23 protein-coding genes are annotated in these 21,841 nt (G+C 72.1%); 8 read left to right on the top strand and 15 right to left on the bottom strand.

The window, feature by feature from the left end; genetic code table 11:
- The first annotated feature begins 2 nt into the window (after window positions 1–2).
- Window positions 3–896 (top strand): iron uptake transporter permease EfeU, encoded by an 894-nt coding sequence (gene efeU / locus AB0D59_RS46185; protein WP_362577772.1) that lies wholly within the window; start codon window positions 3–5, stop codon window positions 894–896.
- Window positions 835–1,845, top strand: coding sequence for a hypothetical protein (locus AB0D59_RS46180; RefSeq protein WP_362577770.1), 1,011 nt, complete (start codon window positions 835–837; stop codon window positions 1,843–1,845). Before efeU ends, AB0D59_RS46180 begins: the two co-directional genes overlap by 62 nt.
- Here AB0D59_RS46180 and AB0D59_RS46175 read toward each other — a convergent pair.
- From AB0D59_RS46175 to AB0D59_RS46160, 4 genes are all read right to left on the bottom strand, one after another.
- Complete coding sequence (locus AB0D59_RS46175) at window positions 1,842–2,585, bottom strand: bifunctional DNA primase/polymerase (protein ID WP_362577768.1); 744 nt, start codon at window positions 2,583–2,585, stop codon at window positions 1,842–1,844. The two genes, AB0D59_RS46180 and AB0D59_RS46175, sit on opposite strands and share 4 nt — an antisense overlap.
- A 335-nt stretch (window positions 2,586–2,920) precedes the next feature.
- Window positions 2,921–3,919 (bottom strand): small ribosomal subunit Rsm22 family protein, encoded by a 999-nt coding sequence (locus AB0D59_RS46170; RefSeq protein ID WP_362577767.1) that lies wholly within the window; start codon window positions 3,917–3,919, stop codon window positions 2,921–2,923.
- 68 nt (window positions 3,920–3,987) lie between these two features.
- Window positions 3,988–5,130 carry a serine hydrolase domain-containing protein gene (locus tag AB0D59_RS46165; protein WP_362577833.1) on the bottom strand — a complete coding sequence of 381 codons (1,143 nt, stop codon included), beginning with the start codon at window positions 5,128–5,130 and terminating at the stop codon, window positions 3,988–3,990.
- Complete coding sequence (locus AB0D59_RS46160; RefSeq protein WP_362577765.1) at window positions 5,127–6,581, bottom strand: multidrug effflux MFS transporter; 1,455 nt, start codon at window positions 6,579–6,581, stop codon at window positions 5,127–5,129. The genes AB0D59_RS46165 and AB0D59_RS46160 overlap by 4 nt, the downstream gene beginning before the upstream one ends.
- A gap of 132 nt (window positions 6,582–6,713) precedes the next feature.
- Between AB0D59_RS46160 and AB0D59_RS46155 the strand changes: the two genes are divergently transcribed.
- Both AB0D59_RS46155 and AB0D59_RS46150 read left to right on the top strand, forming a co-directional pair.
- Window positions 6,714–7,712, top strand: coding sequence for a Gfo/Idh/MocA family oxidoreductase (locus tag AB0D59_RS46155; protein WP_362577764.1), 999 nt, complete (start codon window positions 6,714–6,716; stop codon window positions 7,710–7,712).
- A 33-nt stretch (window positions 7,713–7,745) separates the two neighbouring features.
- Complete coding sequence (locus AB0D59_RS46150; protein WP_362577762.1) at window positions 7,746–8,504, top strand: SDR family oxidoreductase; 759 nt, start codon at window positions 7,746–7,748, stop codon at window positions 8,502–8,504.
- A 238-nt stretch (window positions 8,505–8,742) separates the two neighbouring features.
- On the opposite strand, the gene AB0D59_RS46145 is transcribed toward AB0D59_RS46150, so the two are convergent.
- Window positions 8,743–9,921, bottom strand: a complete 1,179-nt coding sequence (locus AB0D59_RS46145) for a D-alanyl-D-alanine carboxypeptidase (protein WP_362577760.1) — start codon at window positions 9,919–9,921, stop codon at window positions 8,743–8,745.
- A gap of 200 nt (window positions 9,922–10,121) precedes the next feature.
- Here AB0D59_RS46145 and AB0D59_RS46140 point away from each other — a divergent pair, with 200 nt between their 5' ends.
- Both AB0D59_RS46140 and AB0D59_RS46135 read left to right on the top strand, forming a co-directional pair.
- Window positions 10,122–11,588, top strand: coding sequence for an ABC transporter permease (locus AB0D59_RS46140; protein WP_362577758.1), 1,467 nt, complete (start codon window positions 10,122–10,124; stop codon window positions 11,586–11,588).
- A gap of 86 nt (window positions 11,589–11,674) precedes the next feature.
- Window positions 11,675–12,460 (top strand): ABC transporter ATP-binding protein, encoded by a 786-nt coding sequence (locus AB0D59_RS46135; RefSeq protein ID WP_362577756.1) that lies wholly within the window; start codon window positions 11,675–11,677, stop codon window positions 12,458–12,460.
- Between the two features lie 19 nt (window positions 12,461–12,479).
- Here the strand turns inward: AB0D59_RS46135 and AB0D59_RS46130 are convergent, their stop codons facing one another.
- Both AB0D59_RS46130 and AB0D59_RS46125 read right to left on the bottom strand, forming a co-directional pair.
- Window positions 12,480–13,466 carry an aldo/keto reductase gene (locus AB0D59_RS46130; RefSeq protein WP_362577755.1) on the bottom strand — a complete coding sequence of 329 codons (987 nt, stop codon included), beginning with the start codon at window positions 13,464–13,466 and terminating at the stop codon, window positions 12,480–12,482.
- Between the two features lie 65 nt (window positions 13,467–13,531).
- On the bottom strand, window positions 13,532–13,858 hold the full coding sequence (locus AB0D59_RS46125) for a nuclear transport factor 2 family protein (RefSeq protein ID WP_362577753.1): 327 nt from the start codon (window positions 13,856–13,858) through the stop codon (window positions 13,532–13,534).
- Window positions 13,859–13,978: 120 nt separating this feature from the next.
- Here AB0D59_RS46125 and AB0D59_RS46120 point away from each other — a divergent pair, with 120 nt between their 5' ends.
- Window positions 13,979–14,524 carry a DoxX family membrane protein gene (locus tag AB0D59_RS46120; RefSeq protein WP_362577751.1) on the top strand — a complete coding sequence of 182 codons (546 nt, stop codon included), beginning with the start codon at window positions 13,979–13,981 and terminating at the stop codon, window positions 14,522–14,524.
- 113 nt (window positions 14,525–14,637) lie between these two features.
- On the opposite strand, the gene AB0D59_RS46115 is transcribed toward AB0D59_RS46120, so the two are convergent.
- Window positions 14,638–14,829, bottom strand: a complete 192-nt coding sequence (locus tag AB0D59_RS46115; protein ID WP_362577750.1) for a hypothetical protein — start codon at window positions 14,827–14,829, stop codon at window positions 14,638–14,640.
- A 41-nt stretch (window positions 14,830–14,870) separates the two neighbouring features.
- Between AB0D59_RS46115 and AB0D59_RS46110 the strand changes: the two genes are divergently transcribed.
- Window positions 14,871–15,125: a helix-turn-helix domain-containing protein gene (locus tag AB0D59_RS46110; protein WP_362577831.1), complete on the top strand. Its 255-nt coding sequence runs from the start codon at window positions 14,871–14,873 to the stop codon at window positions 15,123–15,125.
- Between the two features lie 51 nt (window positions 15,126–15,176).
- Here the strand turns inward: AB0D59_RS46110 and AB0D59_RS46105 are convergent, their stop codons facing one another.
- Genes AB0D59_RS46105 through AB0D59_RS46075 form a run of 7 tightly spaced genes read right to left on the bottom strand, consistent with a single transcriptional unit; the run spans window position 15,177 to window position 21,814 of the window.
- Window positions 15,177–15,677, bottom strand: a complete 501-nt coding sequence (locus AB0D59_RS46105; RefSeq protein ID WP_362577748.1) for a flavin reductase family protein — start codon at window positions 15,675–15,677, stop codon at window positions 15,177–15,179.
- Window positions 15,674–16,174 (bottom strand): NAD(P)H-dependent oxidoreductase, encoded by a 501-nt coding sequence (locus tag AB0D59_RS46100; RefSeq protein WP_362577746.1) that lies wholly within the window; start codon window positions 16,172–16,174, stop codon window positions 15,674–15,676. Before AB0D59_RS46100 ends, AB0D59_RS46105 begins: the two co-directional genes overlap by 4 nt.
- Window positions 16,174–17,583 (bottom strand): MFS transporter, encoded by a 1,410-nt coding sequence (locus tag AB0D59_RS46095; RefSeq protein ID WP_362577745.1) that lies wholly within the window; start codon window positions 17,581–17,583, stop codon window positions 16,174–16,176. Before AB0D59_RS46095 ends, AB0D59_RS46100 begins: the two co-directional genes overlap by 1 nt.
- A 1-nt stretch (window position 17,584) precedes the next feature.
- On the bottom strand, window positions 17,585–18,910 hold the full coding sequence (locus tag AB0D59_RS46090; protein ID WP_362577829.1) for an NtaA/DmoA family FMN-dependent monooxygenase: 1,326 nt from the start codon (window positions 18,908–18,910) through the stop codon (window positions 17,585–17,587).
- A 5-nt stretch (window positions 18,911–18,915) separates the two neighbouring features.
- The gene (locus AB0D59_RS46085; RefSeq protein WP_362577743.1) at window positions 18,916–19,602 is read right to left on the bottom strand and encodes an isochorismatase family cysteine hydrolase; all 687 of its coding nucleotides are present in this window, start codon (window positions 19,600–19,602) and stop codon (window positions 18,916–18,918) included.
- Entirely contained in the window at window positions 19,602–20,663 is a 1,062-nt protein-coding gene (locus AB0D59_RS46080) for an LLM class flavin-dependent oxidoreductase (RefSeq protein ID WP_362577742.1), read from the bottom strand. Before AB0D59_RS46080 ends, AB0D59_RS46085 begins: the two co-directional genes overlap by 1 nt.
- A 35-nt stretch (window positions 20,664–20,698) precedes the next feature.
- Window positions 20,699–21,814, bottom strand: a complete 1,116-nt coding sequence (locus AB0D59_RS46075; protein ID WP_362577740.1) for an ABC transporter substrate-binding protein — start codon at window positions 21,812–21,814, stop codon at window positions 20,699–20,701.
- Window positions 21,815–21,841: the final 27 nt, after the last annotated feature.

Genomic DNA, 21,841 nt, shown 5'->3' with positions numbered 1-21,841 from the left:
CCGTGTTCTCCAACTATCTGATCGGGCTGCGCGAAGGCCTTGAGGCCTCGCTCGTCGTCTGCATCCTCATCGCCTATCTGGTCAAGACCGAGCGCAGGGACGCCCTGCGGCCGATCTGGATCGGCATCGCCGTGGCGGTGCTGATCGCCATGGGCTTCGGCTGCGCGCTCGAATTCGGCTCCCAGGAGCTGACGTTCGAGGCGCAGGAGGCGCTCGGCGGGTCCCTGTCCGTCGTCGCGGTCGGCCTGGTGACGTGGATGGTGTTCTGGATGCGGCGCACCGCCCGGCACCTCAAGACCGAACTGCACGGCAGGCTGGACGCGGCCCTCGCGATGGGCACGGGGGCGCTGGTCGCCACCGCCTTCCTCGCCGTGGGCCGCGAGGGACTTGAGACCGCCCTGTTCGTGTGGGCGTCCGTGCACGCGGCCAGCGACGGCACCCCGCGCCCCCTGATCGGCGTCGCCCTGGGCCTGGCCACCGCGGTCCTGCTCGGCTGGCTGTTCTACCGCGGCGCCCTGCGGATCAACCTCGCCAAGTTCTTCACCTGGACCGGCGGCATGCTGGTCGTGGTCGCCGCCGGCGTGCTGGCGTACGGCTTCCACGACCTCCAGGAGGCCGACTGGATCCCGGGCCTGACCAACCAGGCCTTCGACATCAGCGGCACCATCCCGCCGGACAGCTGGTACGGCACCCTCCTCAAGGGCGTCTTCAACTTCCAGCCCGACCCGACCGTGCTCCAGGTCACGGTGTGGCTGCTGTACCTGGTCCCGACTCTCGTACTCTTCTTCGCCCCGGTAGGGTTCGGCTCCGGGAAGGGGAAGGTGAAGGCACCTGATGACGCACCTGACGACCAGGGATCGCGGCCCTCGGCGGCTCCGCAGACTCCGCAGGCGTGATCGGAACGCGCTCCTGGCGGTCTCGCTGACCGCCATGTCGCTGACGGCGAGCGGCTGCGTGGTGGTGCACGGGGAGCGCGAGGTGCTCCCCACCACCACCCGCGCCGAGGCCGCCAAGGCGCTGAAGCAGTTCACGGACGCCTACAACAAGGCCGACGAGGCCTACGACGGTTCCCTGGATGCCGACTACACGACCGGCGCCCTCGCCGACATCGACTCCGCGCGCCTGAAGGCCGGGCATGTCAACAGCCCGAGCGGCAACTCCGGCCACTCGCCACTGGAGTTCGACGACGTCACGTACACCATCCCCAAGAAGGCCGGCTGGCCGCGCTGGTTCCTCGCCGACGCGCACGGCAACAAGGGCGGCGACGACCGCTGGCTGCTGGTCTTCACCCGCGACAGCCTCTCCGAGCCGTTCCAGGCGGCGTATCTGACACTGGTCGCGCCGGACGCCGTACCGAAGTTCACGACCGACAAGGACGGCTGGGCCGAGGCCGTGGCGGGCAACAGCGCCCAACTGGCCGTCTCCCCGGCCGACCTGAGCCAGGACTACGCCACGTACCTGAAGAGCGGCGGCGCCGTCTTCGCGGACGGCGCGCACACCAGCGGCTGGCGCACGGACCGCAGGAAGTCGACCAAGCCGGGCCTCGCGACCCAGTACATCGACGAGCCGCTGACCAACGGCGACTACGCGCCGCTCGCCCTGCGCACCACCGACGGCGGCGCGATGGTGTTCTTCACCACCCGCTACTACGCCAAGGAGACCGCGGCCGCGGGCACTTCCGTGCCGACGCCGAACCAGGACGTGAAGGCCCTCACCAAGGGTGAGATCAAGCAGTCGCTGACCATGGAGTTCGTCTCCAACCAGGTCGCCCTGGACCCGGCGGGCACCGGAAAGGTCTCGGTCCTCGGACGTATCCAGGGCCTGACCTCCGCGGAGGGTTCCTAGCGGCGGACCGGCCAGGCGGCGCCCACCTGGCCGGACTCCTCACCGGCGTGCCGGGCTCCGGCGTCGGTGAGGATCTCCAGGAGGGTCAGCGGGTCGGGCAGCGGGTGCTCGGGGCCGCGCACCCAGCGCACCCGCCGGTCGCCGTCACCGGGCAGCCGGGCGGGCGGCACGAGGACGTAGGACCCCCGGCAGTGCCAGCGCAGGCCGGGGTGCTCGTCCATGGTCTCGGGGTGACAGTCCAGCTCGCACGGCCACCACTCGTCCTCGTCCTCCGGGGTGCCCCGGGTGAGGGTGAAGAACAGCATGCGGCCGTCGTCGCTCTCGGCGACCGGACCGACCTCGACCCCGTTCGCGAGCAGCCGCTCCAGCGCCGGCCGGCCGGCCTCCAGGGGGACGTCCAGGACGTCGTGCGTCATCCCGGTCGCGGTGATGAAGTTGGCCTGCGGCTGGTGCCGGGCCCAGCGCTCGATCTGGGCGGGGTCGGTGGTGGACTGCGTCTGCCACGCGAACGACACCGGGTGCCGGGCCGGGGTGGGACAGCCGACACGGTCGCAGGAGCAGCCGTAGCCGGGGGCGGGATGCGCGGCGGGGGCCAGCGGGAGGCCCGCCTCGGCGGCGGCCAGCAGCAGGGCGGCACGGCCGTCGTCGTCGGTGGCAGCGGCTTCCTTGGGCCGCCGTCCGAGCAGCCGCTGGGAGAGTTTGCCCTGCCGGCCACTACGGCCGCGGAACGTCCCGCTCATATATTGCCTCGCCTCGCTGTGGTCCGGACAGCATGCCTTATCGTCCCATCTGGGCGTGAAGGGGGGTACGCGAGGGTCGAGAACCCGGGCAGGACAAGGGGCGGGAAGGCCTCACCGGGGCGATAGGGCGATAAGGGCGATAGGTGGTGGCCGGCGCCAGACCCTCACACTGGAGTGATACGGGATCGCGGGAGTTAGAGCTTCTCACCGGAGCGATTTGAGCGATTAAGACTCACGGCTCACGCGAGTTACGCCTTCTCACTGGAGCGGTAAGGGCTCACGGCTCACCTCACGCGAGTTACACCCTCCGCTGAAGCGACAAAGGCTCGCGGGAGTTACACCCCCGAACCCGGCGGTGGCCACTCGTCGCCCCAGTCCGCGTCCCGCGCCGCCTTGTACAGGTCGCCGTGCCGTTTGGTGATCGTCGTGCGGCGCAGCTGTTCGTCCCTCTCGCACAGGTCGAGGAGGACCTGGCCCTTGCGGATCTGCGGGCGCCGGACCACCCGGGCCGACGCCGGGGCGGCCGGGAAGCGGGTGGCCGCCACGTAGCTGAACTTCTCGTCCTCGTAGGCCAGCGACCCGCCCTTGACCTGGCGGTGCAGGGAGGAGCGGCTGACCCGGGCCGAGAAGTGGCACCAGTCCGTGCCGGGGACGATCGGGCAGGCGGCGCTGTGCGGGCAGGGCGCGGCGATCCGGAAGCCGGCGGCGATCAGGCGGTCGCGGGCCTCGATGACCCGGGCGTAGCCCGCCGGGGTGCCGGCCTCCACGATGACGACGGCCTGCGCGGCGTTCGCGGCGGCGTCGACGAGGGCGGCGCGGGCGGCCTCGTCGAGTTCGTTGAGGACGTACGACACCGTGACCAGATCAGTGCTCTCGATGGTGAGCGCCGCTCCGATCCGAGAGCGCCGCCACACCGCCTCCCGCAGCTCCGGGTTGGCCGTGGCGATCTCCCTGCCGAGGGCCAGCGCCGGCTCGGCCCAGTCGAGGACCGTCACCGGCCGCGTCCCGGCCCAGGTGTCGGTCACCGCCCAGGTCGCCGCGCCCGTACCGCCGCCGACGTCCACATGGCTCCCCGGCACCCAGCCCTCCGGCACCGCGTCGGCGAACGCCGCCAGCGCCGCCCGTACTGCCTCGAAGGTCGCCGGCATCCGGTACGCCGCGTAGGCCACCACGTCCGCCCGGTCCCGCAGGATCGGCGCGTCGGTCGGGGTGGCCCCCCGATAGCTGGCGATCAGCCGCTCGACGGCTCCGGCGGCCTGCTTCGGAGGAAGGCCGTCGAGGAGGTCGGAGAGCGTGGCGCGGAGCCGGTCGGCCGGGGATGCGGGGTGGTTCACCCGGCGATTGTAGGGGCGCCCGGCGTCGCGCCGGCCGCCCCGGGGCCGCCGCCCGCCGGGCCGTGCCCTCACACCCCGGACGGGCTGAGGAACACCGCCCTCGCCAGCCGGGTCGCCGCCGCCGCTCTCGGGGCGCTGTCGCCCGGCCGCCGCCGTGGATGGACGGTGTTGGCCAGCAGGACCAGGAACGTGTCCGTCGCCCGGTCCAGCACCAGGCTCGTCCCTGTGAACCCGGTGTGCCCGGCCGCGCCCCGTCCCGCCAGTTCGCCCATGAACCACGGCTGGTCCACCAGGAACCCCAGGCCGGGCGGGGCCAGCAGCAGGTCCACGAAGTCGGGGCCGAGGACCCGCGCCGGGCCGTACGCACCGCCCGCCAGCAGCGTCCGGCAGAAGACGGCCAGGTCCCGGGCCGTGGAGAACAGGCCCGCGTGCCCGGCCACCCCGCCCAGCGCCCAGGCGTTCTCGTCGTGCACGACACCCCGCAGCATGCCTCGGTCCGCCTTGGCCCACGGCCGCCGCTGGTCCTCGGTGGCCGCCGCGCCCGGGCAGGGGCCGAAGTCGGTGGCGGTCATCCCGAGCGGGCGGGTGATGCCCTCGCGGACGAGGACGTCGAGGGTGCGGCCGGTGATCCGCTCCAGGACGTGCTGGAGGAGGAGCATGTTGAGGTCCGAGTAGCGGTAGGCGCCGGGTGCGCTGCTCGGGGCCTCGGCGCGGAGCAGCTCGAGGCGGGCCGCGTCGTCGGGGCAGTCGTGGAGCGGGAGTTCGGGGCGCAGCCCGGAGGTGTGGGTGAGGAGCTGGCGGACGGTGATGTGGTGGACGGCGGCCGCCCGGAAGTCGGGGAGGTAGGCGCCGACCCGGGCGTCGATGCCGAGGGTGCCGCGTTCGAGTTGCTGCGCGGCGGCGACCGCGGTGAAGAGTTTGGTCAGGGAGGCCAGGTCGAAGGGGGTGTCGACGGTCATCGGGACCCGCGCGGCGGGCGGCATTTCGGCACCGGCGTCGGCGTCGGCGTCGTACGCCGACCAGCGCACCGCCCAGCCGGCCGCCTGCTGCACGGCGATCACGGGTCCGCGTCCGGCGACCACCACGGTCCCGGCCGCCCAGGGCCGCTCACCGGCGGTGAGGGCACGCACTTCGCGCACGAGGTGCCTGAGTTCCGCGGGGTCGAGCCCGGCCCGTTCCGGTGTCTCGACGCGCAGTCTCGGTACGCTCAGCTCTCCTCCCCCTTTCTCGACTTCGCTTTTCTCGGCTTCGTCCGGATGGGGGCACCCCCATCCTCCATCCCCGCACGTGTGTTCCCCCGCACGGTCCAGGGACGGCACATTCCCACGAAGCAGGCCAGCGCCACCAGTGTCCCCGCCAGTTGGACGACCGCCATGGGCACGGCGGTTCTCTCCCCGGCGATCCCGACCAGCGGCGAGGCGACCGCGCCCACCAGGAACGAGGAGGTCCCGAGCAGCGCGGACGCCGATCCGGCGCTGTGCCGGGTGCGCAGCAGGGCGAGGGACTGGGCGTTGGGGAGGGCGAAGCCCATCGCGGACATCAGCACGAACAGGGCGGTGGCGACGGGGGCGAGGCCGACCGGACCGAAGACCCCGGTCGACATGAGGAGCAGGGCGCTCGAGGCGAGCACGGTCACGGCCAGGCCCGCGCCCAGCACCTTGTCCAGGCTGACCCGGCCGACCAGCACCTTGCCGTTGATCTGCCCGGCGATCACCAGCCCGACCGAGTTGAGCCCGAAGAGCAGGCTGAAGGTCTGCGGGGAGGCGCCGTAGATCTCCTGGATGACGAAGGGCGAGGCACTTATGTAGGCGAAGAGCGCGGCGAAGGCGAAGCCGCCGGCGAGCATGTAGCCGGTGAAGGGGAGGTCGGCGAGCAGGGCGCGCATGGCGCGTACGGCGGCGGCCGCTCCCCCGGCGTGCCGGTCGGCGGCCGCCAGGGTCTCCGGGAGCGTCGCCCACACCACCGTGGCGAGGACGGCGCCGACGACCGTCAGGACGACGAACACGCCCCGCCAGTGGGTCACCCGCAGGATCTGCCCGCCGATCAGCGGGGCGACGATCGGGGCCGCCCCGGAGACCAGCATCAGGGTGGAGAAGAAGCGGGCCATCGCGACGCCGTCGTAGAGGTCGCGTACGACGGCCCGGGCGATGACTATGCCGGCCGCGCCCGCGAGGCCCTGGGCGAGGCGGAAGGCGACCAGGGTCTCGACGTTCGGCGCGACGGCGCACAGGGCGGTGGCGGCGACGTAGACGGCGAGGCCGGCCAGCAGCGGGCGGCGGCGGCCCCAGCGGTCGCTCATCGGGCCGACGACCAGCTGGCCGAGGGCCATGCCGGCGAGGCAGGCGGTGAGGGTGAGCTGGACGGTCGCGGCGGGGGCGTGCAGGGAGCGGGTGACCTCGGGCAGCGACGGGAGGTACATGTCCATCGCCAGCGGCGGCGTCGCGGTGAGCGCGCCGAGGACCAGCACCAGCAGCAGGCCGGCCCGGCGGACGGCAGGGGCGGGGGCGGAGGCGAAGGTCGAGGCGGGGGTGGAGGCGAGGGTGGAGGCGAGGGCCGAAGCGAGGGTGGAGGTGGGGGTGCCGGGCCCGTGGGGTGCGGGTACGGGTGCGGGTGCGGCGGTGTCCTGGGTGTCCGATGTCGGCGGTGCTGGCTGCTCGGGCATGTGCCCCCTCGCTCTCTCCTGAAGTCGCGCGTTCGCCGAGTCCCTGCCTTGGTGGATCCCGATGTCCGCCGCCTATGCTCTCAGCTCGTAGGGACTGCCTGGAAACACATGAGCGAGGGTGGGGCGGCCGGGATGGCTGAGCAGAGTGTGCGGTGGGGGATCCTGGCGACCGGCGGGATCGCGGCCGCGTTCGCGGCGGACCTGGTGGATCTGCCGGACGCGGAGATCGCGGCGGTGGCCTCGCGGTCCCCGGCGTCGGCGGAGGCGTTCGCGGAGCGGTTCGGGATCGGGCGGGCGTACGGCGACTGGGAGTCGCTGGCCCGGGACGAGGACATCGATGTCGTGTACGTCGCCACTCCGCACTCGGCACACCGGGCGGCCGCCGGGCTGTGCCTGGAGGCGGGGCGGAACGTGCTCTGCGAGAAGGCGTTCACGATCGACGCCCGCGAGGCCGGGGAACTGGTCACGCTGGCGAAGAAGCACGACCGCTTCCTGATGGAGGCGATGTGGATGTACTGCAACCCGCTGGTGCGGCGACTCAAGGCGCTGGTCGGCGACGGGGCGATAGGCGAGGTACGGACCGTGCAGGCGGACTTCGGGCTCGAGGGCCCGTTCCCGCCGGCGCACCGGCTGCGGGACCCGGCGCTGGGCGGGGGCGCGCTGCTGGACCTGGGCGTGTACCCGGTGTCGTTCGCGCATCTGCTGCTCGGCGAGCCGGACGGGCTGTCGGCGCGAGCGGTGCTCTCTGACGAGGGCGTCGATCTCCAGACGGGTGCGCTGCTCTCCTGGGAGAGCGGTGCTCTCGCGGCGGTGCACTGCTCCATCGTGGGCGGCACCGGCACCACCGCCTCGGTCACCGGCTCCCGGGGCCGGATCGACATCCCGGACGGCTTCTTCAACCCCGAGCGCTTCGTCCTGCACCGCGACGGCCGCGACCCGGAGGAGTTCGCCCTGGACCCGGCCGACGGCCCGCACAACACCCTCCGCCACGAGGCCCGGGAGGTCATGCGCGCCCTGCGGGCCGGCGAGAAGGAGTCCCCGCTGGTCCCGCTCGACGGCACCCTCGCCGTCATGCGCACCCTGGACACACTCCGGGAACTGGTCGGCGTGCGCTACGCGGGCCAGGCGTGACCTGAGGGGCCGCGCTCCCTAGGCTGCGGCCCCATGAATGCCAAGCAATCGAAGATCGCGGTGGTCACCGGTGCCGGTTCCGGTGTCGGGCGGGCCGTGGCCGTGGAACTGCTGCGGGCCGGCTGGTCGGTGGCGCTGGCCGGGCGGCGCCCCCGGACGCTGGAGGAGACGGCGGAGCTGGTGCCCGAGGGCGCCTGCCTCGTCGTACGCACGGACGTGGCGCAACCGGAGGACGTGGCCGGGCTGTTCGCGGCGACCGTGGCGCGGTTCGGGCGGGTGGACCTGTTGTTCAACAACGCGGGGACGTTCGGGCCCGGCGGGGTGCCCGTGGAGGATCTCGCCTACGACGCGTGGCGGCATGTCGTGGACACCAACCTCAACGGGGCGTTCCTGTGCGCGCAGGCGGCGTTCCGGCAGATGAAGGAGCAGGAGCCGCAGGGCGGCCGGATCATCAACAACGGGTCCATCTCGGCGCACACGCCCCGACCGAACTCCGCCCCCTACACCGCGACCAAGCACGCGCTGACCGGCCTCACCAAGTCGCTGTCCCTGGACGGGCGGCCGTACGGGATCGCGGTCGGGCAGATCGACATCGGCAACGCGGCCACGGACATGACGGCCCGGATGCAGACCGGCGCCCTGCAGGCGAACGGGGAGATCGCCCCGGAACCCGTGATGGACGTGGCCGATGTGGCGCGTACCGTCCGGCACATGGCCGAGCTGCCCCTGGCGGCGAACGTGCAGTTCGCGACGGTGCTGGCGACGGCGATGCCGTACGTGGGGCGGGGCTGAACCACCGTTCAGCCCGGGTCTTCGCAACGTGCACAAGCGGAATTCAAACGTCCGCGGTATTGCGGCCGCTAACGCGCCTATGCTCAACATTCCTCCACCAGAACTTCACAGTTGAGGCTCTGGTGTTCCGCCGACCACATCGAGGGGGAGGCGGCAGCCGTCCCACCGGACCGGGTGGGGGTGGGCCCGTGCGGTACCGCGGGTACGCACCGGTGGGCGGGACGGCTGCCGCGTGACGTCAACCCGCCGGTGTGTCGGCCGAGTCGGCGCCGGCCGCCCGGCGACGCCGGCGCAGCGCCCAGGCGCCCGCGCCCAGCAGCGCGAGCGTTCCCGCGCCGCCCTCCGCGAGCCGCCACGGCGACGGTCCGGACGCCCCCGAACCGGCCGCGGCCCCCGTCCCGGCCGCTCCCGCGGCGCCCTTGGCCGCCGTCGGCGACGGGCTCGCGCCCGCCCCGCCCTCGCTCAGCGGATCGACCAGCGTGCCCACCGCCTGTGCCGAACTCCCCTTCCCGAAGCCCCAGTCGAGCAGCGCGGCGGTCTCCTCGTAGACGGCGTTGCTGCCGCTGTCGGGGTGCATCACGGTGACCAGCAGGGTGCGGCCGCCCCGGGTGGCGCCGCCGGTGAAGGTGTTGCCGGCGTGGCTGGTGTAGCCGTTCTTGACGCCGAACAGGCCCTTGTAGACGCCGAGTCCCCAGGAGCCGGTGAGCAGGCGGTCGGTGTTCTGGATCTGGAAGGTCTTCTTGCCCCCGGCCGGGAAGTTCGCGGTCCTGGTCCCGCAGTAGCCCCGGAAGTCGTCGTCCTTCAGCCCGTGCCGGGCGAAGAGGGTCAGGTCGTAGGCGGAGGACAGCTGGCCGGGGTGGTCGAAGCCGTCGGGGCTGACCACGTGGGTGTCGAGGGCCTGCAGGTCGGCCGCCTTGGCCTGCATCTCGGCGACGGTCCGTGCGATGCCGCCGTTCATGTGCGCGAGGACGTGCACGGCGTCGTTGCCGGAGCGCAGGAAGACGCCCTGCCACAGCTGCTCGACGGTGTAGGTGATGCCGGGCTTGATGCCGACCAGGCTGGAGCCGGCCGGGACGTCGGAGACGTCGGTGTCCTTGACCTTGTAGCGCTCGGTCCGCTCGAACTTCTTCAGCACGGTGTCCGCGAACAGCATCTTCAGGGTGGACGCGGGCGCCAGACGCCGGTGCGCGTCGAAGGAGGCCAGCACCTCCCCGCTCTCGCAGTCGGCGAGCAGCCAGGCATGGGCGGTGATCTTCTTGGGGAGGCCGGTGGCACCGCGCACCTGGACGCCGCCGCGGGCGAGGCGCTCGCCGCCTATGACGGTGGTGGCACGGGCAGGGGTGGCGGCTGCCAGCGGGAGGGCGGCGGCCGTCAGCCCGAGGGCGGCACGCCGGGTGAGCCGAGAAGAATCGCGCATCCGGGGACCGTACACCGACCGCGACAGGGGTTACCTGGCAGTACCCCCTCGGTGGCGGAGGAATTTGCCGTCTTATGAAAGTTTGATAAGACCTTCCCTTTTCTCAGCTCTGACACATCTTTTACCCAGGCCGACTCAAAGGTTTCTCCCTAGCTTGAGCTCGCGTCCACAGCGGGCGCCAAGAACCTTCGAGGAACGGGATGTTTGGCATCTATCTCAAGCGCGAGCTGGGCCGTAGAAAGAAGGCGGCCCTGGTCATCGCACTGGGTCTGGCGCTCGGAATCGCGCTGGTCATCACGGTCAACTCGGTGTCGGCCGGCATGACCCAGGCGCAGGACAAGGTCCTCAAGTCGCTTTACGGCCTCGGTACCGACATGACGGTCACCAAGGCCCGTACGGCACCCACCTCGGGCAGCTCCGGCGGCCCGAACTTCAAGTTCGGCGCCAAGTCCAGCAGCAGCTCCACGCAGAGTTCGGACCGGGTGCAGACGCAGGGAGGTCAGGCCCTGAAGTCGACCCTGGTCACCCAGGTCGCCGCACAGAAGGGCGTGGAGAGCGCGGTCGGAGCGCTCTCCCTCAACGTCACCAAGGTCGACGGCTCCTTCACCCAGGGCAAGGCGCAGAGCTCCAGCGGCAGCAGCAACAGCGGCGGCGGCCAGGGCCAGCCGGGCGGCGGCACCTCCACCGGCCAGCCCCAGGTCCAGGGCGGCGGCGCCAACTTCAACGTCAACAGCTACTCCGTGGCCGGCGTAGACGTCGCCCACCAGGGCCTCGGCCCGCTGGCCTCGATGAAGATCACCTCGGGCAAGACCTTCACCTCGGCGCAGACCGGCACCAAGGTCGCGGTGGTCAGCAAGTCGTACGCCAAGGAGAAGAAGTACAAGGTCGGCTCGACCTTCAAGATCTCCGGCACCAAGTTCACGGTCATCGGCATCGCGACCCCGGACAGCAGCGAGTCCGACACGGACGTGTTCATCCCGCTGAAGCTGGCGCAGACCCTCGGCGACGCCAAGAACCAGGTCACCACGATCTACGTCAAGGCGACCGACTCCAAGCAGATCTCCACCGTGAAGAAGGAGATCACGTCGAACATCTCCGGTACGACGGTCACCACCTCCGCCGACCTGGCGTCCACCGTCTCCGGTTCCCTCTCCACCGCCTCCAGCCTGGCGACCAGCGTCGGCAAGTGGCTGTCCATCGCGGTCCTGGTGGCGGCCTTCCTGGTGGCGGCGCTGCTGACCTCCTCCGCGGTGTCCCGCCGGGTGCGTGAGTTCGGCACCCTGAAGGCACTGGGCTGGCCCTCCCGCAACGTGACCCGCCAGGTCGTCGGCGAGTCCATGGTCAACGGCCTGTTCGGCGGCGCCCTCGGCATCGCCCTCGGCGTCGGCGCGGCCTACGTGGTCACCGCGATCAGCCCGAAGCTGACCGCCCAGGTGGGCAGCACCACCGGCGGCGGTGGCGGCATGGGCGGCGGCCCGGGCGGCGGCGGCCCCGGCCAGCAGGCCACCCAGAACACCCTGGAGATCGCGCTGACCGCACCCGTCTCCCTCACCACCATCGCGCTCGCGGTCGGCCTCGCGGTCACCGGCGGTCTGATCGCCGGCGCGATGGGCGGCTGGCGCGCTTCCCGGATGCGCCCGGCGGACGCCCTGCGCAGCGTCTCGTAACACCGCCGGCCCCTGAACCGGGGCGCCGCGCCGCCACTCCCCCCGGGACGCGGCGCCCCACCCCCTTACCACCTTGTGGAGAACCCATGTACAGACTCACCGGAGTCACCAAGCGCTACACCCGGGGCAAGGAGACGGTCGAGGCGCTGCGCGGCGTCGACCTGACCATCGAGGACGGCGACCAGCTCGTCATCCAGGGCCCGACCGGCGGCGGCAAGTCGACCCTGCTCCAGATGATCGGCGGCCTGGACCGTCCGACCGAGGGCAGTGTCGAGCTGGACGGCGTGGACCTCGCGCGGATCAGCGAGGCGAAGCTGACCCGGCTGCGCGCCGAGAAGATCGGCATCATCTTCCAGTCGTTCAACCTGATCCCGACGCTCACCGCGCAGGAGAACGTCGAGACCGCCCTGGTGCCGCTCGACGTGAAGCCGGCCGAGCGGCGCGAGCGGGCGGCTCAGGCGCTGCGCTCGGTGGGCCTGGGCGAACGCCTCACCCACGCCCCCGCGGAGCTCTCCGGCGGCCAGCAGCAGCGGGTCGCCATCGCCCGTGCGCTGGTGAAGAAGCCGAAGGTGCTGCTCGCCGACGAACCCACCGGCAACCTCGACGAGGGCACCCGGGACGACATCATGGGCCTGCTGGAGGGCCTGTGGCACGAGTACCGGCTGACCTTCATCATGGTCACCCACGACTCGTCCATCGCCCGCCGCGCCCCGCGCCTGGCCACCATCAAGGCCGGCCAGATCACCCTCACCGAGCAGGGCCGCGGACAGCAGTACGCGCAGCAGGCGGCCGGCCACGACGGCTCGCAGCAGCAGGGCTACGGCCAGCAGCCGTACGTGCAGCAGCAGTACGGCGGCGGACCGGGCTACTGACCCGCCCGCGGGGGGCCGTTCAGCGCCCGAGCAGTTGGTCGATCTCGGCCAGCTGCCCGGCGGTGAGCGGCCCCTTCGCCATCGCCCCGGCGTTCTCCTCGGCCTGGGCGACGGACCGGAACCCTGGGATGGGGACCGTCCGCGGGCTGCGGGCCCAGATCCAGGCGAGGGCGCCCTGTGCGAGGGTCCGGCCGCCGCTGGTGAGGACGTCACGCAGGCCCTCGATCCGCTCGACCCACTGGGGGTCGGCCCCGGACCCGTCCCCGAACCCGGGCAGCCAGGCCGGCGGCCTGCTCCGGATGTCCCCGGCCGTGGCCGCTGCTCGCCGCCCGCCCAGCAGCCCCATGGCGAGCGGACCGCGGTTGATGCTCGCAAGCTCCAACCGCTCGGTCAGGGCGATGAGTTCCGGTGCGTCCTGAAGCACATTGAGGGTGTGTTGTACGGCCGTGCAGTGCGGCCCTTCGGCGAAGACGGCGGCGCGGGCGGGATCGTCGGTGCTCCAGCCGTAGGCGCGGATGAGTCCCTCCTCGGTGAGTTCCTCGCAGACGTCACGGAGTTCGGCGGCCCGGGCCGGGTCGGCGTCGGAGAGGTGCAGCTGGTAGAGGTCGACGTGGTCGGTGCCGAGGCGGCGCAGTGAGGCGGTGAGGGCGCGGCGGAGGTAGGCCGGGGAGTCGTCGTGCCCGGTGAGCGTCCGGCTCTCCTCGTCGAAGACGTTGCCCCACTTGGTGGCGATGACGACGTCGTCCCGGCGCTTGCCGAGGGCACGGCCGAGGACGCGCTCGCTGTGCCCGGTGCCGTAGGTGTCGGCGGTGTCGAAGAAGGTGACGCCGAGGTCGAGGGCGCGGTGGACCGCCCGTACGGACTCCTCGTCGTCGACCTTGCCCCAGCCGAGCGGCTGTCCGGTGCCGTCCTGCCACTCGCCGCCGATGGCCCAGCAGCCGAAGCCGAGCGCACTGACCTCGATGCCGGAACGTCCCAGGGTCCTGGTGGTGCTGTAGCTGTCCATGCCCGAGACGCTAGGAGTTGAAGCGCACGCGAAGGCAAGGGGGCGGACAGCGGACAAGGGTGCGGTCAGGCCTGCCCGGTCTCGAAGCGGGAGATACGGCCGTCGTCCTCGACGGTGAAGGACCACTTGGTGCGCATCTCGCCCCAGGTGTCGTTGCGGTAGCCGGCGACCAGGGAGCGGCCGTCGCGGGACTCCTTGTCGACGTCGAGGTGACCGTGCGAGGAGAAGATCTCGCGGTCGAGCCAGTCGGCGAGGTCCCGGTCGGAGCCGTCGTCGGCCATGGTCGCGTCCGGGGTGAGGAGCTCCAGGAGGCTCGCGCGGTCACCGGCGTTGACGGCGCCGACGAAGGCGCGGACGGCCGGGTCGCTGAGTCTGTCCGTGTGGATCGTCATGTCAGTCAGCGTCACACCGCGGCCGGGGGCCCGCCACCCTAACGGCGCCGAGGACGGGCCGGTCGGGTGTCCCGGTGCGACGGTGGAGACCTGATCGCACCCCCGGCCGGAGGAGCCACCGTGACCTGCTACGACCGACGTGATGTGGGCCTGCTGCTGCTCCGGCTGGGGACCGGCGGGGTACTGGCGGCGCACGGCGCGCAGAAGCTGTTCGGCTGGTTCGGCGGGGGCGGGATCGAGGGCACCGGCCAGTTCATGGAGTCGGTGGGGTACGCGCCCGGACGGCAGAGCGCGCTGGCGGCGGGGCTCGCGGAGACGGGCGGCGGCACGCTGCTGGCGCTGGGCCTGGCGACCCCGGCGGCGGGTGCCGCGGCGGCCGGCGCGATGGCGGGCGCGGCCGCGCTGCACATGCCGAACGGCTTCTTCGCGGCGGAGGGCGGCTACGAGTACGCGGCGAGCCTGGGCCTGGCCGCCGCGGGCCTGGCGGTCTCGGGTCCCGGCCGGCTCTCCCTGGACCACACCTTCGGGCATGTCTTCGACCGGGGCTGGATGGTCCCGGTGGCGCTGGGCGTGACGGCGGCGGTCACGGCGGTGGTGGTCGGGGCCCGGAACCAGCGGATGCGGCGGGAGCGGGAGGGCGAGCAGGAGGTGTTGTTCGAGGAATGACCGCCGGGCCGGGCGGGGCGGGCTCCGGTGGGTCAGGCTCGGCCCGGGGTGTCCGCGGGGCGGGCTCCGGGTCAGGCTCGGCCCGGGGTGTCCGCGGGGCCGGCGCCCGTCGGTCAGAAGCCGGTGAGCGTGGTCTTGCCGATGGCGGCGCCGGTCTCCTGGATGCGGTGGGCCTCGCGGACGTTGGCTGCGTTGATCGGGCCGAGGTCCCGGGTGGCAGTGCTGGTCAGGATGCCCGCGTCGGCCAGGCGGGCGACCTGGGTGAGGATGTGGTGCTGCATGGCCTGGTCGGCGGTCTGGAACATCGACCGGGTGTACATGAACTCCCAGTGGAACACGCCCTGCCCTGGGCGCCCTGGAGGACGGCCCGCGCCGCTTCGGCGCCCTGCGCGCCCGTCTCCAGGGCGTGAGCCCCAAGGTCCTCACCCAGACACTGCGCCGCCTGGAGGACCACGGCCTGGTCCACCGCGAGATCTACCCCGAGGTCCCACCCCGCGTCGAGTACAGCCTCACTCCACTCGGCATGGACGCGTGCGCCCCGCTGGCCCACCTGCGGAACTGGGTGGAGACGAACATCGACCGGTTTCCGGAGGCTGTCTGAGGACGACGGAGGCAGGGTTGCAAGACGGTGCAGGTCGGCCCGGCCCCGGCCTCACCCCGCCAGCATCTTCAGTTCCCGCCGGTGCCACACCACCGGACTCCGGTCGTCGTCGGTCATCATGGCGAGGACCCGGAGCACGATGATGTCGTGGTCGCCGGCCGGGTAGGTGTGCTCGACGGTGCACTCCAGCCAGATCGGGGCGCCCTCCAGGAAGATGGCGCCCGATGCCGTCTCCAGGGTGCCGAGGCCGACGAGCCGGCCCTCCTTGCTGCGGGACGCGAGCTGACGGGCCTTGCCGCTGTGTTCCTCGCCGAGAACGGAGACACCGATCGTCCGTGCGCGGGCGAGCGTCGGCCAGGTCGTCGAGGTTCGCTGGATGGCGAAGGAGACCATGGGCGGGCGGTGGGAGACGCCGACGGCGAACGACGACACGATCATGACGGTCGGTTCGCCGTGGACGCGCGCGGAGAGGGCGGCGACGCCGGAAGGGAATCCGGAGAACGCCGTTTGTATGTCGCCGGGATCCGAGGTGAAGCCTTCCGGCGTCGTCATCGCGGGGCCCTCGCCTTCGCCGCGTCGAGTACGGTCGGGCCCCACTGGGCGGTCCAGCAGGCCATTGAGTCGTCCGTGGTGTAGGTGGAGTCGACTTGGTAGAGGCCCTGCGCGGGGCAGGTCGCGCCGAGTTCGACGAGCACCGGTTCGAGGGTGAGTTCGGGGGCGAGCGCGTGCGCCGGGCCCGCGCCGAGCATGAGGGGCAGCGCCACCTGCCCGGCGAGGCCCGTCGCCGTGGGGAACTGGTCGAGGAAGAGTTTGAGCAGGCCGGTGTAGGTGCCCTTGTAGGTGGGGCAGGCCGCTATCACGACATCGGCGCTACGCGCCCGCTCGACGGCCGCGGTGACGTCCGGGTCGCCCCAGGCGAGCAGGCCGGGCCCGAGTCCGGCGACTTCGAGGACCTCACAGTCCAGGCCGAGGGCCGCGGCGAGGCGTTCGGCGGCGTCGCGGGTGCGGGAGGCGGCCTTGGGGTTTCCGACGACGGCGACAGCCTTCATCAGGCGACTCCTGTGGGTAGTCGGGGGGTGGCGGCGGTTGTCCCGGGAGGTCCCGCGCCGGGGTGGTGGCCGGTCCGGAGGAGCACGGAGGCGAGGAGAGTGAGCAGTCCTACGGCGGCGAGTGAGCCCAGGGTGGCCGCGTAGCCGAACCCGGCCAGCAGGACGGCGCAGACCGCGCTGCCCAGGACCGCGCCGAGTTGTTTCATGGCGTTGAAGGTTCCCGACGCCGCCCCGACCTCGTCCGGGGCGACCGTGGTCACGGCGGCGATGGAGAAGGGCGACCAGACGAACGAGTTGGCGACCCCGTACACCGCGAAGGCGGCGGTCAGGACGGGGATCGGCGCGTCCGTGGCGACCAGCGCCGCCGAGGCTCCGACGGACAGGACGAGCGCCGACGAGCCGACGACGGCGACGGCACGTGCGCCGATCCCGTTGTTGAGGCGGGCCGAGACCGGGGCGCCGAGCACGCACACCACGCCCATCGGTACGAGGGTGAGCGCCGCCGCGCCGGGGCTGAGCCCGCGCTCCCGCTGGAGGTAGAGCATCAGCGGGATCATCGCCGAGCCCGAGCAGAAGGAGGCCGCGGCAGCGCCCCACGCCGCGGTGCCGAACCCGCGGCTGCGCAGTACGGCGATCGGCACCAACGCCCGCTGCCCCGACCGGCGTTGCAGCCAGACGACCATGACGACGAGCAGCGCGCCGGCGGCCGCGAGCAGCCAGCGCGGGACGCCCCCCACGTCGGCGCGCGCCGCGTCCGTGCCCTGGACGCCGAGGACGAGCGCCCCGGCACCGGCCGCGTTCGCGCAGATCGCCCAGACCGGGACGGCGGCCTTCTGGCGGGGCAGGGCGGGTACGAACGCTGCCACTGCCGCCATCGTCGCGATGCCGACGGGCACGTTGACCCAGAACACCGCGGGCCAGCCGCCGGCGGCGACGAGCAGGCCGCCCAGCAGGGGGCCGGCGGCCACCGCCGCCCCGCCGACCGCACCCCACACGCCGAGCGCGACGGCGAGGCGGGGCGGTTGGAACAGCGCCTTGATGAGGGTGAGGCACTGCGGTGTCATCAGCGCGGCGCCGACGCCCTGGACCACCCGCCAGGCGACGAGGGCCTCGACGGTCGGTGCCAGCGCGCACAGCAGCGAGCCGAAGGTGAACGCCGCGAGGCCGGCGAGCAGGACACGCCGGTGGCCGTAGCGGTCGCCCAGCCGGCCCGCGATGATCAGGGGAACCGCGCAGGCGATGAGGTAGCCGCTGTTGACCCAGATCGCGAGGGTCTCGGTGGTGTGCAGGCCGCTGATCAGTGCGGGCAGGGCGACCGAGGTGACGGTGCTGTCCAGCAGCAGCATGAAGAACCCCGCGCACAGGCTGGTGAGGGCAAGCCGGTCGCGCCGCCCGCTCCCTGCGGTCATCTCACACCGCCAGGTTCTCGCGGAGCGTGGTGCCGGGGTAGGCGGGGGCGAGGCTGTCGCGGCGGCGCAGCTCGGGGAGGAGGAGCTCGGAGATGTCGGCGAAGCCGGAGGGCATGGCCAGCGGGCTGGAGAACATGAATCCGCCGCGCGATCCGCTCGCCGTGAAGTTCTCCTCCAGCGCGTCGGCGACGGTGGCGGGGTCCCCGACGATGCCGTGGTCGAGCCCGGTCGCCCTGCTGCGAGCGTGCGCGAAGAACTCCTCGCGGCTCATCGTGCGCTCGGCGCCGAACTCCGCGACGAGCGAACCGACGAGACCGGCCGGGCTGGCGTTGGCCGCGACGATCTGGTCCCGCAGCTCGCCCAGGCGGAAGGACTCCGGGAGCGTGGAGAGGTCGTAGCCCATGTTGTGGGAGAGGTGGGTGGCGACGGTCTCCTCGTTCCAGAACGCGAGTGCCGCGTCGCGGCGGGCCCGTGCCTCGGCCGTCGTACGGCCGACGATGACCTGGGTGGCCCACAGGATGCCCACGCCGGCCGGGTCGCGGCCCTCGGCGAGGAGCGCCTCGTCGAGCAGCTTGCGGTGCCGCTGCTGGGCGGCGAGGTTGCCGCCGAAGCCGAAGATCAGGTCGGCGAAGCGGGCGGAGGCGGCGATGCCACGGGGCGAGTTGCCGGCCTGGACGATGAGCGGGTGGTGCTGCGGGCTCGGCACGGAGGCGAGCGGGCCCTTCACGGTGAAGAAGCGGCCCTTGTGGTCGATGGGGTGCACCTTGGCCGGGTCGGCGAAGCGGCCCGTGGCCCGGTCGCGCACGATGGCGTCGGGTGCCACCGAGTCCCACAGGGCACGGCAGACCGCGACGAACTCCTCCATCCGCTCGTAGCGCAGGTCGTGGTCCATCAGCTCGCCGAACCCGTAGTTCGCCGCGTCCGCGCCGCGCGTGGAGGCGACCACGTTGAAGGCGATACGGCCGCCGGTGACGTGGTCGAGCGAGTTCAGCAGCCGGGCGACGTAGAACGGGTGCATGAAGGTGGACGAGTAGGTCAGTCCGAAGCCGATCCGTTCGGTGACCGTGGACATCGCCGCTATGACCGGGGACATGTCGTGGCGCGGCCACTGGATGCCCCACTCCACGGCCGGTTCGATGCTCCCGCGCCAGGTGCTGGGAATGCCGCTGCCGTCGCCGAAGAACAGCAGGCCGACGCCGGCGCGTTCGGCGGTCCGGGCCAGCTCCATGTACATGCGGACGTCGGGGAAGTCCGTCCCGATCCAGGAGCCGGGCCGGGCCCAGGCGCCCTCGGTGTGGGTGAAGGAGAGGTCGAAGCCGATGTGCATGCCGTTCACCGGGCGCCCCGCTTCCACAGGCCGACGACCTCGTCGGCGTCACTGAGTACGGCGACGTTCAGGCCCAGTTGCACCAGGGCGGCGGCGTTGACGTCGAGGTCGTAGGCGGCGGTGGCGTCCCGGGGGACGACGACCGGCCAGTCCAGCTGCACGGCGTCCTGGGCGGTGGCGTACACACAGCACTCGCTGGTCAGGCCCGCGACGGTCAGCCAGCCGCAGCCAGCCCCGCGCAGCCGCGCGTCGAGGTCGGTGCCGAGGAACCCGCTGTAGCCGCGCTTGACGACCCGCTCCTCCCCCTCGGCGGGCCGCACCCGGTACCACTGCGCGCCCGCCGTGCCGAGGACGCACGGCTCGTCCGGGCCCATGGGGGCGTCGTAGTCGCCGCCGCGCAGCCAGTTGCTCGCTCCCCAGGGGCGCCCCGGATCGCTTCCCAACTCGACCCAGAAGACCGGTACTTCGGCCTCGCGTGCGGCGGTGACGAGGAGTTCGATGCGGGTGACGGCCAGGTCGACGGCCGAAAGACAGTCATCCGTCAGGCCGTAGGCCGCCAGGCGGTTAGGTGCGGCGAAGTCGCGCTGTACGTCGACCACGGCCAGCGCAGGCCCGCTGCCGGGCCGGGTGAGGTGGGCGAGTTGTCTCTCCCGCAGGCTCAGTCGTGTCTCCCGCGGGTCGGTGCCGGGCATCAGGCGGTCACCTCGTCCCGGGCCCGCAGTTCGGGCAGCACGGTCTCGCCGAACAGCAGCATGTCCTCGTCGTACTCCGGGAAGATCAGCATGAGTCCGTCCAGGTCGGCCTCGCGCACGATGTACTCGATGTGGTCGGTGACGGTGCTCGCCGATCCCGCGACGTACGGGGTCTGGAACGCCGCCTCCCCGTCCGCCCCGTCGGCCCAGGCGCGGGCCTGTTCCTCGGGGATGCCCCAGGTGCTGCGCATACGGGCGAGCGCCTCCCGGTCGAGGCCGGCACCCCACTCCTTCACCTTCTTGGCGGCCAGTTCGTCGGTCTCGTCCTGGACGACGGTGAGCATCGAGTAGGTACGGCAGACGCGGCCGGCCGCCGCGGCCCGCTCGTGGACGTCCGCCGACAGCATGCGCATCTCGTCGAGGCTCTCGGCGGCGAGGAAGGCGCCGTCGGCGTACCGGGCCTGGAAGCGGCGGGCGTCCTCGGAGCGGCCCGCGTTGATGAGGGTCGGGCGGACCGCCGGACGCGGGCGGGACTCGCAGGCGTCGAGGTCGAAGTACGGCGTGTGCATCGTGACGGAGTCCTCGGCCCACAGCCGGGTGACCGCCTCCGTCCACAGCTCGGTCATCCGGTAGCGGTCCTCGTGGCTGAGTTCCGGGTCCCACTCGCCGAACTGCTCGAACTCGCCCGCGTAGGAGCCGTTGACGATGTTCATGCCGGCGCGGCCGCCGGAGATGTCCTGCAAAGTGGCGAACATCTTCGCGGCGACGGCCGGGTTGTGGACGTTCGCGTGCAGGGTCGCCCAGATCCTGACCCGGCTGGTCGCCTCGGCGAGGGCGGCCATCATGGTCATCGATTCGAGCGAGCGTCCCCAGTGGTCGGTGCTGCCGCCGAAGCCGCGCCACTTCGCCATCGACATGACGAAGTCGAGGCCGATGGTCTCCGCGTGCACGGCGGCGCGCTTGTTCCAGGCGTAGCTCGCCTCGGGGTGCGGGGCGGTGGTGGACAGCATCCAGCCGCCGTTCCCGATGGGGAGGAAGATTCCGTACTCTTTCGTGGGCACGTTGCGGGCCTTTCCGTCGAGGTGGTGCGAGAGCGCTACGGAGCCGGCCAGACGAGCTTGCCGTCCGCGTAGACGTTCTTGACGAAGGACGAGTCGAACCAGGTCCCGGCCTTGTCGGCGGTCACGGCGGCGGGCACGATCGCGAACTGGTGCAGCATGGCGACGAGCGCCGTGACGTTCGCGGGGTCCAGGCCGCCCAGCGGCTGTCCGGGGGTCGGGTTGTCCTTGACGACCTGGGTCTCGGTCTTCCAGATGGTCGCGTTGAGTTTCCTGTCGTACGTCGGTCCCGACAGGTCGGCCGCGTAGCCGACGCACTCGGTGATGTGGGCGGCGCTCGCCGAGCAGTAGTCGTAGGCGTGCAGGGCGGCGCGCAGGACGTCCTCGACGGCGTGCGGGTGGGCCTTGGCGAAGGCCGGGTTGACCGCCATCGCGCCCAGCGAGCTCGGGACGTCGTAGTCGACCGGCTTCCAGACGGTGACGTCGTGGCCGGCCGCCTTGAGCTGGTTGGGCTCGTTGGAGACGAATCCGGTGAGCGCTTCGAGCCCGCCCTGCTTGCGGGGCAGGACGGAGGGGTCGTAGCCCTCCTTGACCAGTTTGAGCGAGTCCCACTTCACGTCGGCCTTGACCAGCATCGCCCGGACGGCGGCAGGCACATAGCCCTTGTGTCCGACGACCTTGCCGTCGAGTTGCGTCAGCTTCGTGATGTCGCCGTTGGTCATCAGGATGTCCAGGCCGGCGTCGGAGTACGAGGAGACGCCGGTGATGTCGATGCCGTTGGCGCGGGCCTGGATGACGTCCTGCTCGGCGACGGGGCTCACGGTGGCCTGTCCGCTGGCGAGCAGCTTGGTGTTCTGCGAGGTGTCGCCGGTGCCGGGCTTGAGGGTGACGTTCAGGCAGAGGTCCTTGAAGTAGCCGAGCTTGCTCGCGGCGATGTACTCGAGGATCGACGCCGACGACTGGTACTGGTAGCCGGACAGGTAGGTGATCCTGCCGGCGGCCTTGTTCTCGGCACAGCGCTCGGCGGAGATCGCGGATCCTTCCGAGCCCTTCGAGGTGGTGGCGTCGGATCCGGAGCCGCAGCCCGCGACGACGGCCGTCAGGGCTACGGCGGCAAGGCAGGCGAGGCCGGATCTGGCGAGGCGCGACTGCATGGGTGACTCCAAACTGGCGGTGTCCGC

This window comes from Streptomyces sp. NPDC048417 (genome assembly GCF_040651615.1).
GTDB lineage: Bacteria > Actinomycetota > Actinomycetes > Streptomycetales > Streptomycetaceae > Streptomyces.
Note: the sequence above shows the minus strand (reverse complement) of the source record. Positions and strands in the feature narration are given on the sequence as shown.

Excerpts from the sequence above, each read along its gene's own strand:
- AB0D59_RS46180 (WP_362577770.1), top strand. The coding sequence starts at position 835 with ATGACGCACCTGACGACCAGGGATCGCGGCCCTCGGCGGCTCCGCAGA.
- AB0D59_RS46175 (WP_362577768.1), bottom strand. The coding sequence starts at position 2,585 with ATGAGCGGGACGTTCCGCGGCCGTAGTGGCCGGCAGGGCAAACTCTCC.
- AB0D59_RS46160 (WP_362577765.1), bottom strand. The coding sequence starts at position 6,581 with ATGCCCGAGCAGCCAGCACCGCCGACATCGGACACCCAGGACACCGCC.
- AB0D59_RS46155 (WP_362577764.1), top strand. The coding sequence starts at position 6,714 with ATGGCTGAGCAGAGTGTGCGGTGGGGGATCCTGGCGACCGGCGGGATC.
- AB0D59_RS46150 (WP_362577762.1), top strand. The coding sequence starts at position 7,746 with ATGAATGCCAAGCAATCGAAGATCGCGGTGGTCACCGGTGCCGGTTCC.
- AB0D59_RS46145 (WP_362577760.1), bottom strand. The coding sequence starts at position 9,921 with ATGCGCGATTCTTCTCGGCTCACCCGGCGTGCCGCCCTCGGGCTGACG.
- AB0D59_RS46140 (WP_362577758.1), top strand. The coding sequence starts at position 10,122 with ATGTTTGGCATCTATCTCAAGCGCGAGCTGGGCCGTAGAAAGAAGGCG.
- AB0D59_RS46135 (WP_362577756.1), top strand. The coding sequence starts at position 11,675 with ATGTACAGACTCACCGGAGTCACCAAGCGCTACACCCGGGGCAAGGAG.
- AB0D59_RS46130 (WP_362577755.1), bottom strand. The coding sequence starts at position 13,466 with ATGGACAGCTACAGCACCACCAGGACCCTGGGACGTTCCGGCATCGAG.
- AB0D59_RS46125 (WP_362577753.1), bottom strand. The coding sequence starts at position 13,858 with ATGACGATCCACACGGACAGACTCAGCGACCCGGCCGTCCGCGCCTTC.
- AB0D59_RS46115 (WP_362577750.1), bottom strand. The coding sequence starts at position 14,829 with ATGTTCCAGACCGCCGACCAGGCCATGCAGCACCACATCCTCACCCAG.
- AB0D59_RS46105 (WP_362577748.1), bottom strand. The coding sequence starts at position 15,677 with ATGACGACGCCGGAAGGCTTCACCTCGGATCCCGGCGACATACAAACG.
- AB0D59_RS46100 (WP_362577746.1), bottom strand. The coding sequence starts at position 16,174 with ATGAAGGCTGTCGCCGTCGTCGGAAACCCCAAGGCCGCCTCCCGCACC.
- AB0D59_RS46095 (WP_362577745.1), bottom strand. The coding sequence starts at position 17,583 with ATGACCGCAGGGAGCGGGCGGCGCGACCGGCTTGCCCTCACCAGCCTG.
- AB0D59_RS46090 (WP_362577829.1), bottom strand. The coding sequence starts at position 18,910 with ATGCACATCGGCTTCGACCTCTCCTTCACCCACACCGAGGGCGCCTGG.
- AB0D59_RS46085 (WP_362577743.1), bottom strand. The coding sequence starts at position 19,602 with ATGCCCGGCACCGACCCGCGGGAGACACGACTGAGCCTGCGGGAGAGA.
- AB0D59_RS46075 (WP_362577740.1), bottom strand. The coding sequence starts at position 21,814 with ATGCAGTCGCGCCTCGCCAGATCCGGCCTCGCCTGCCTTGCCGCCGTA.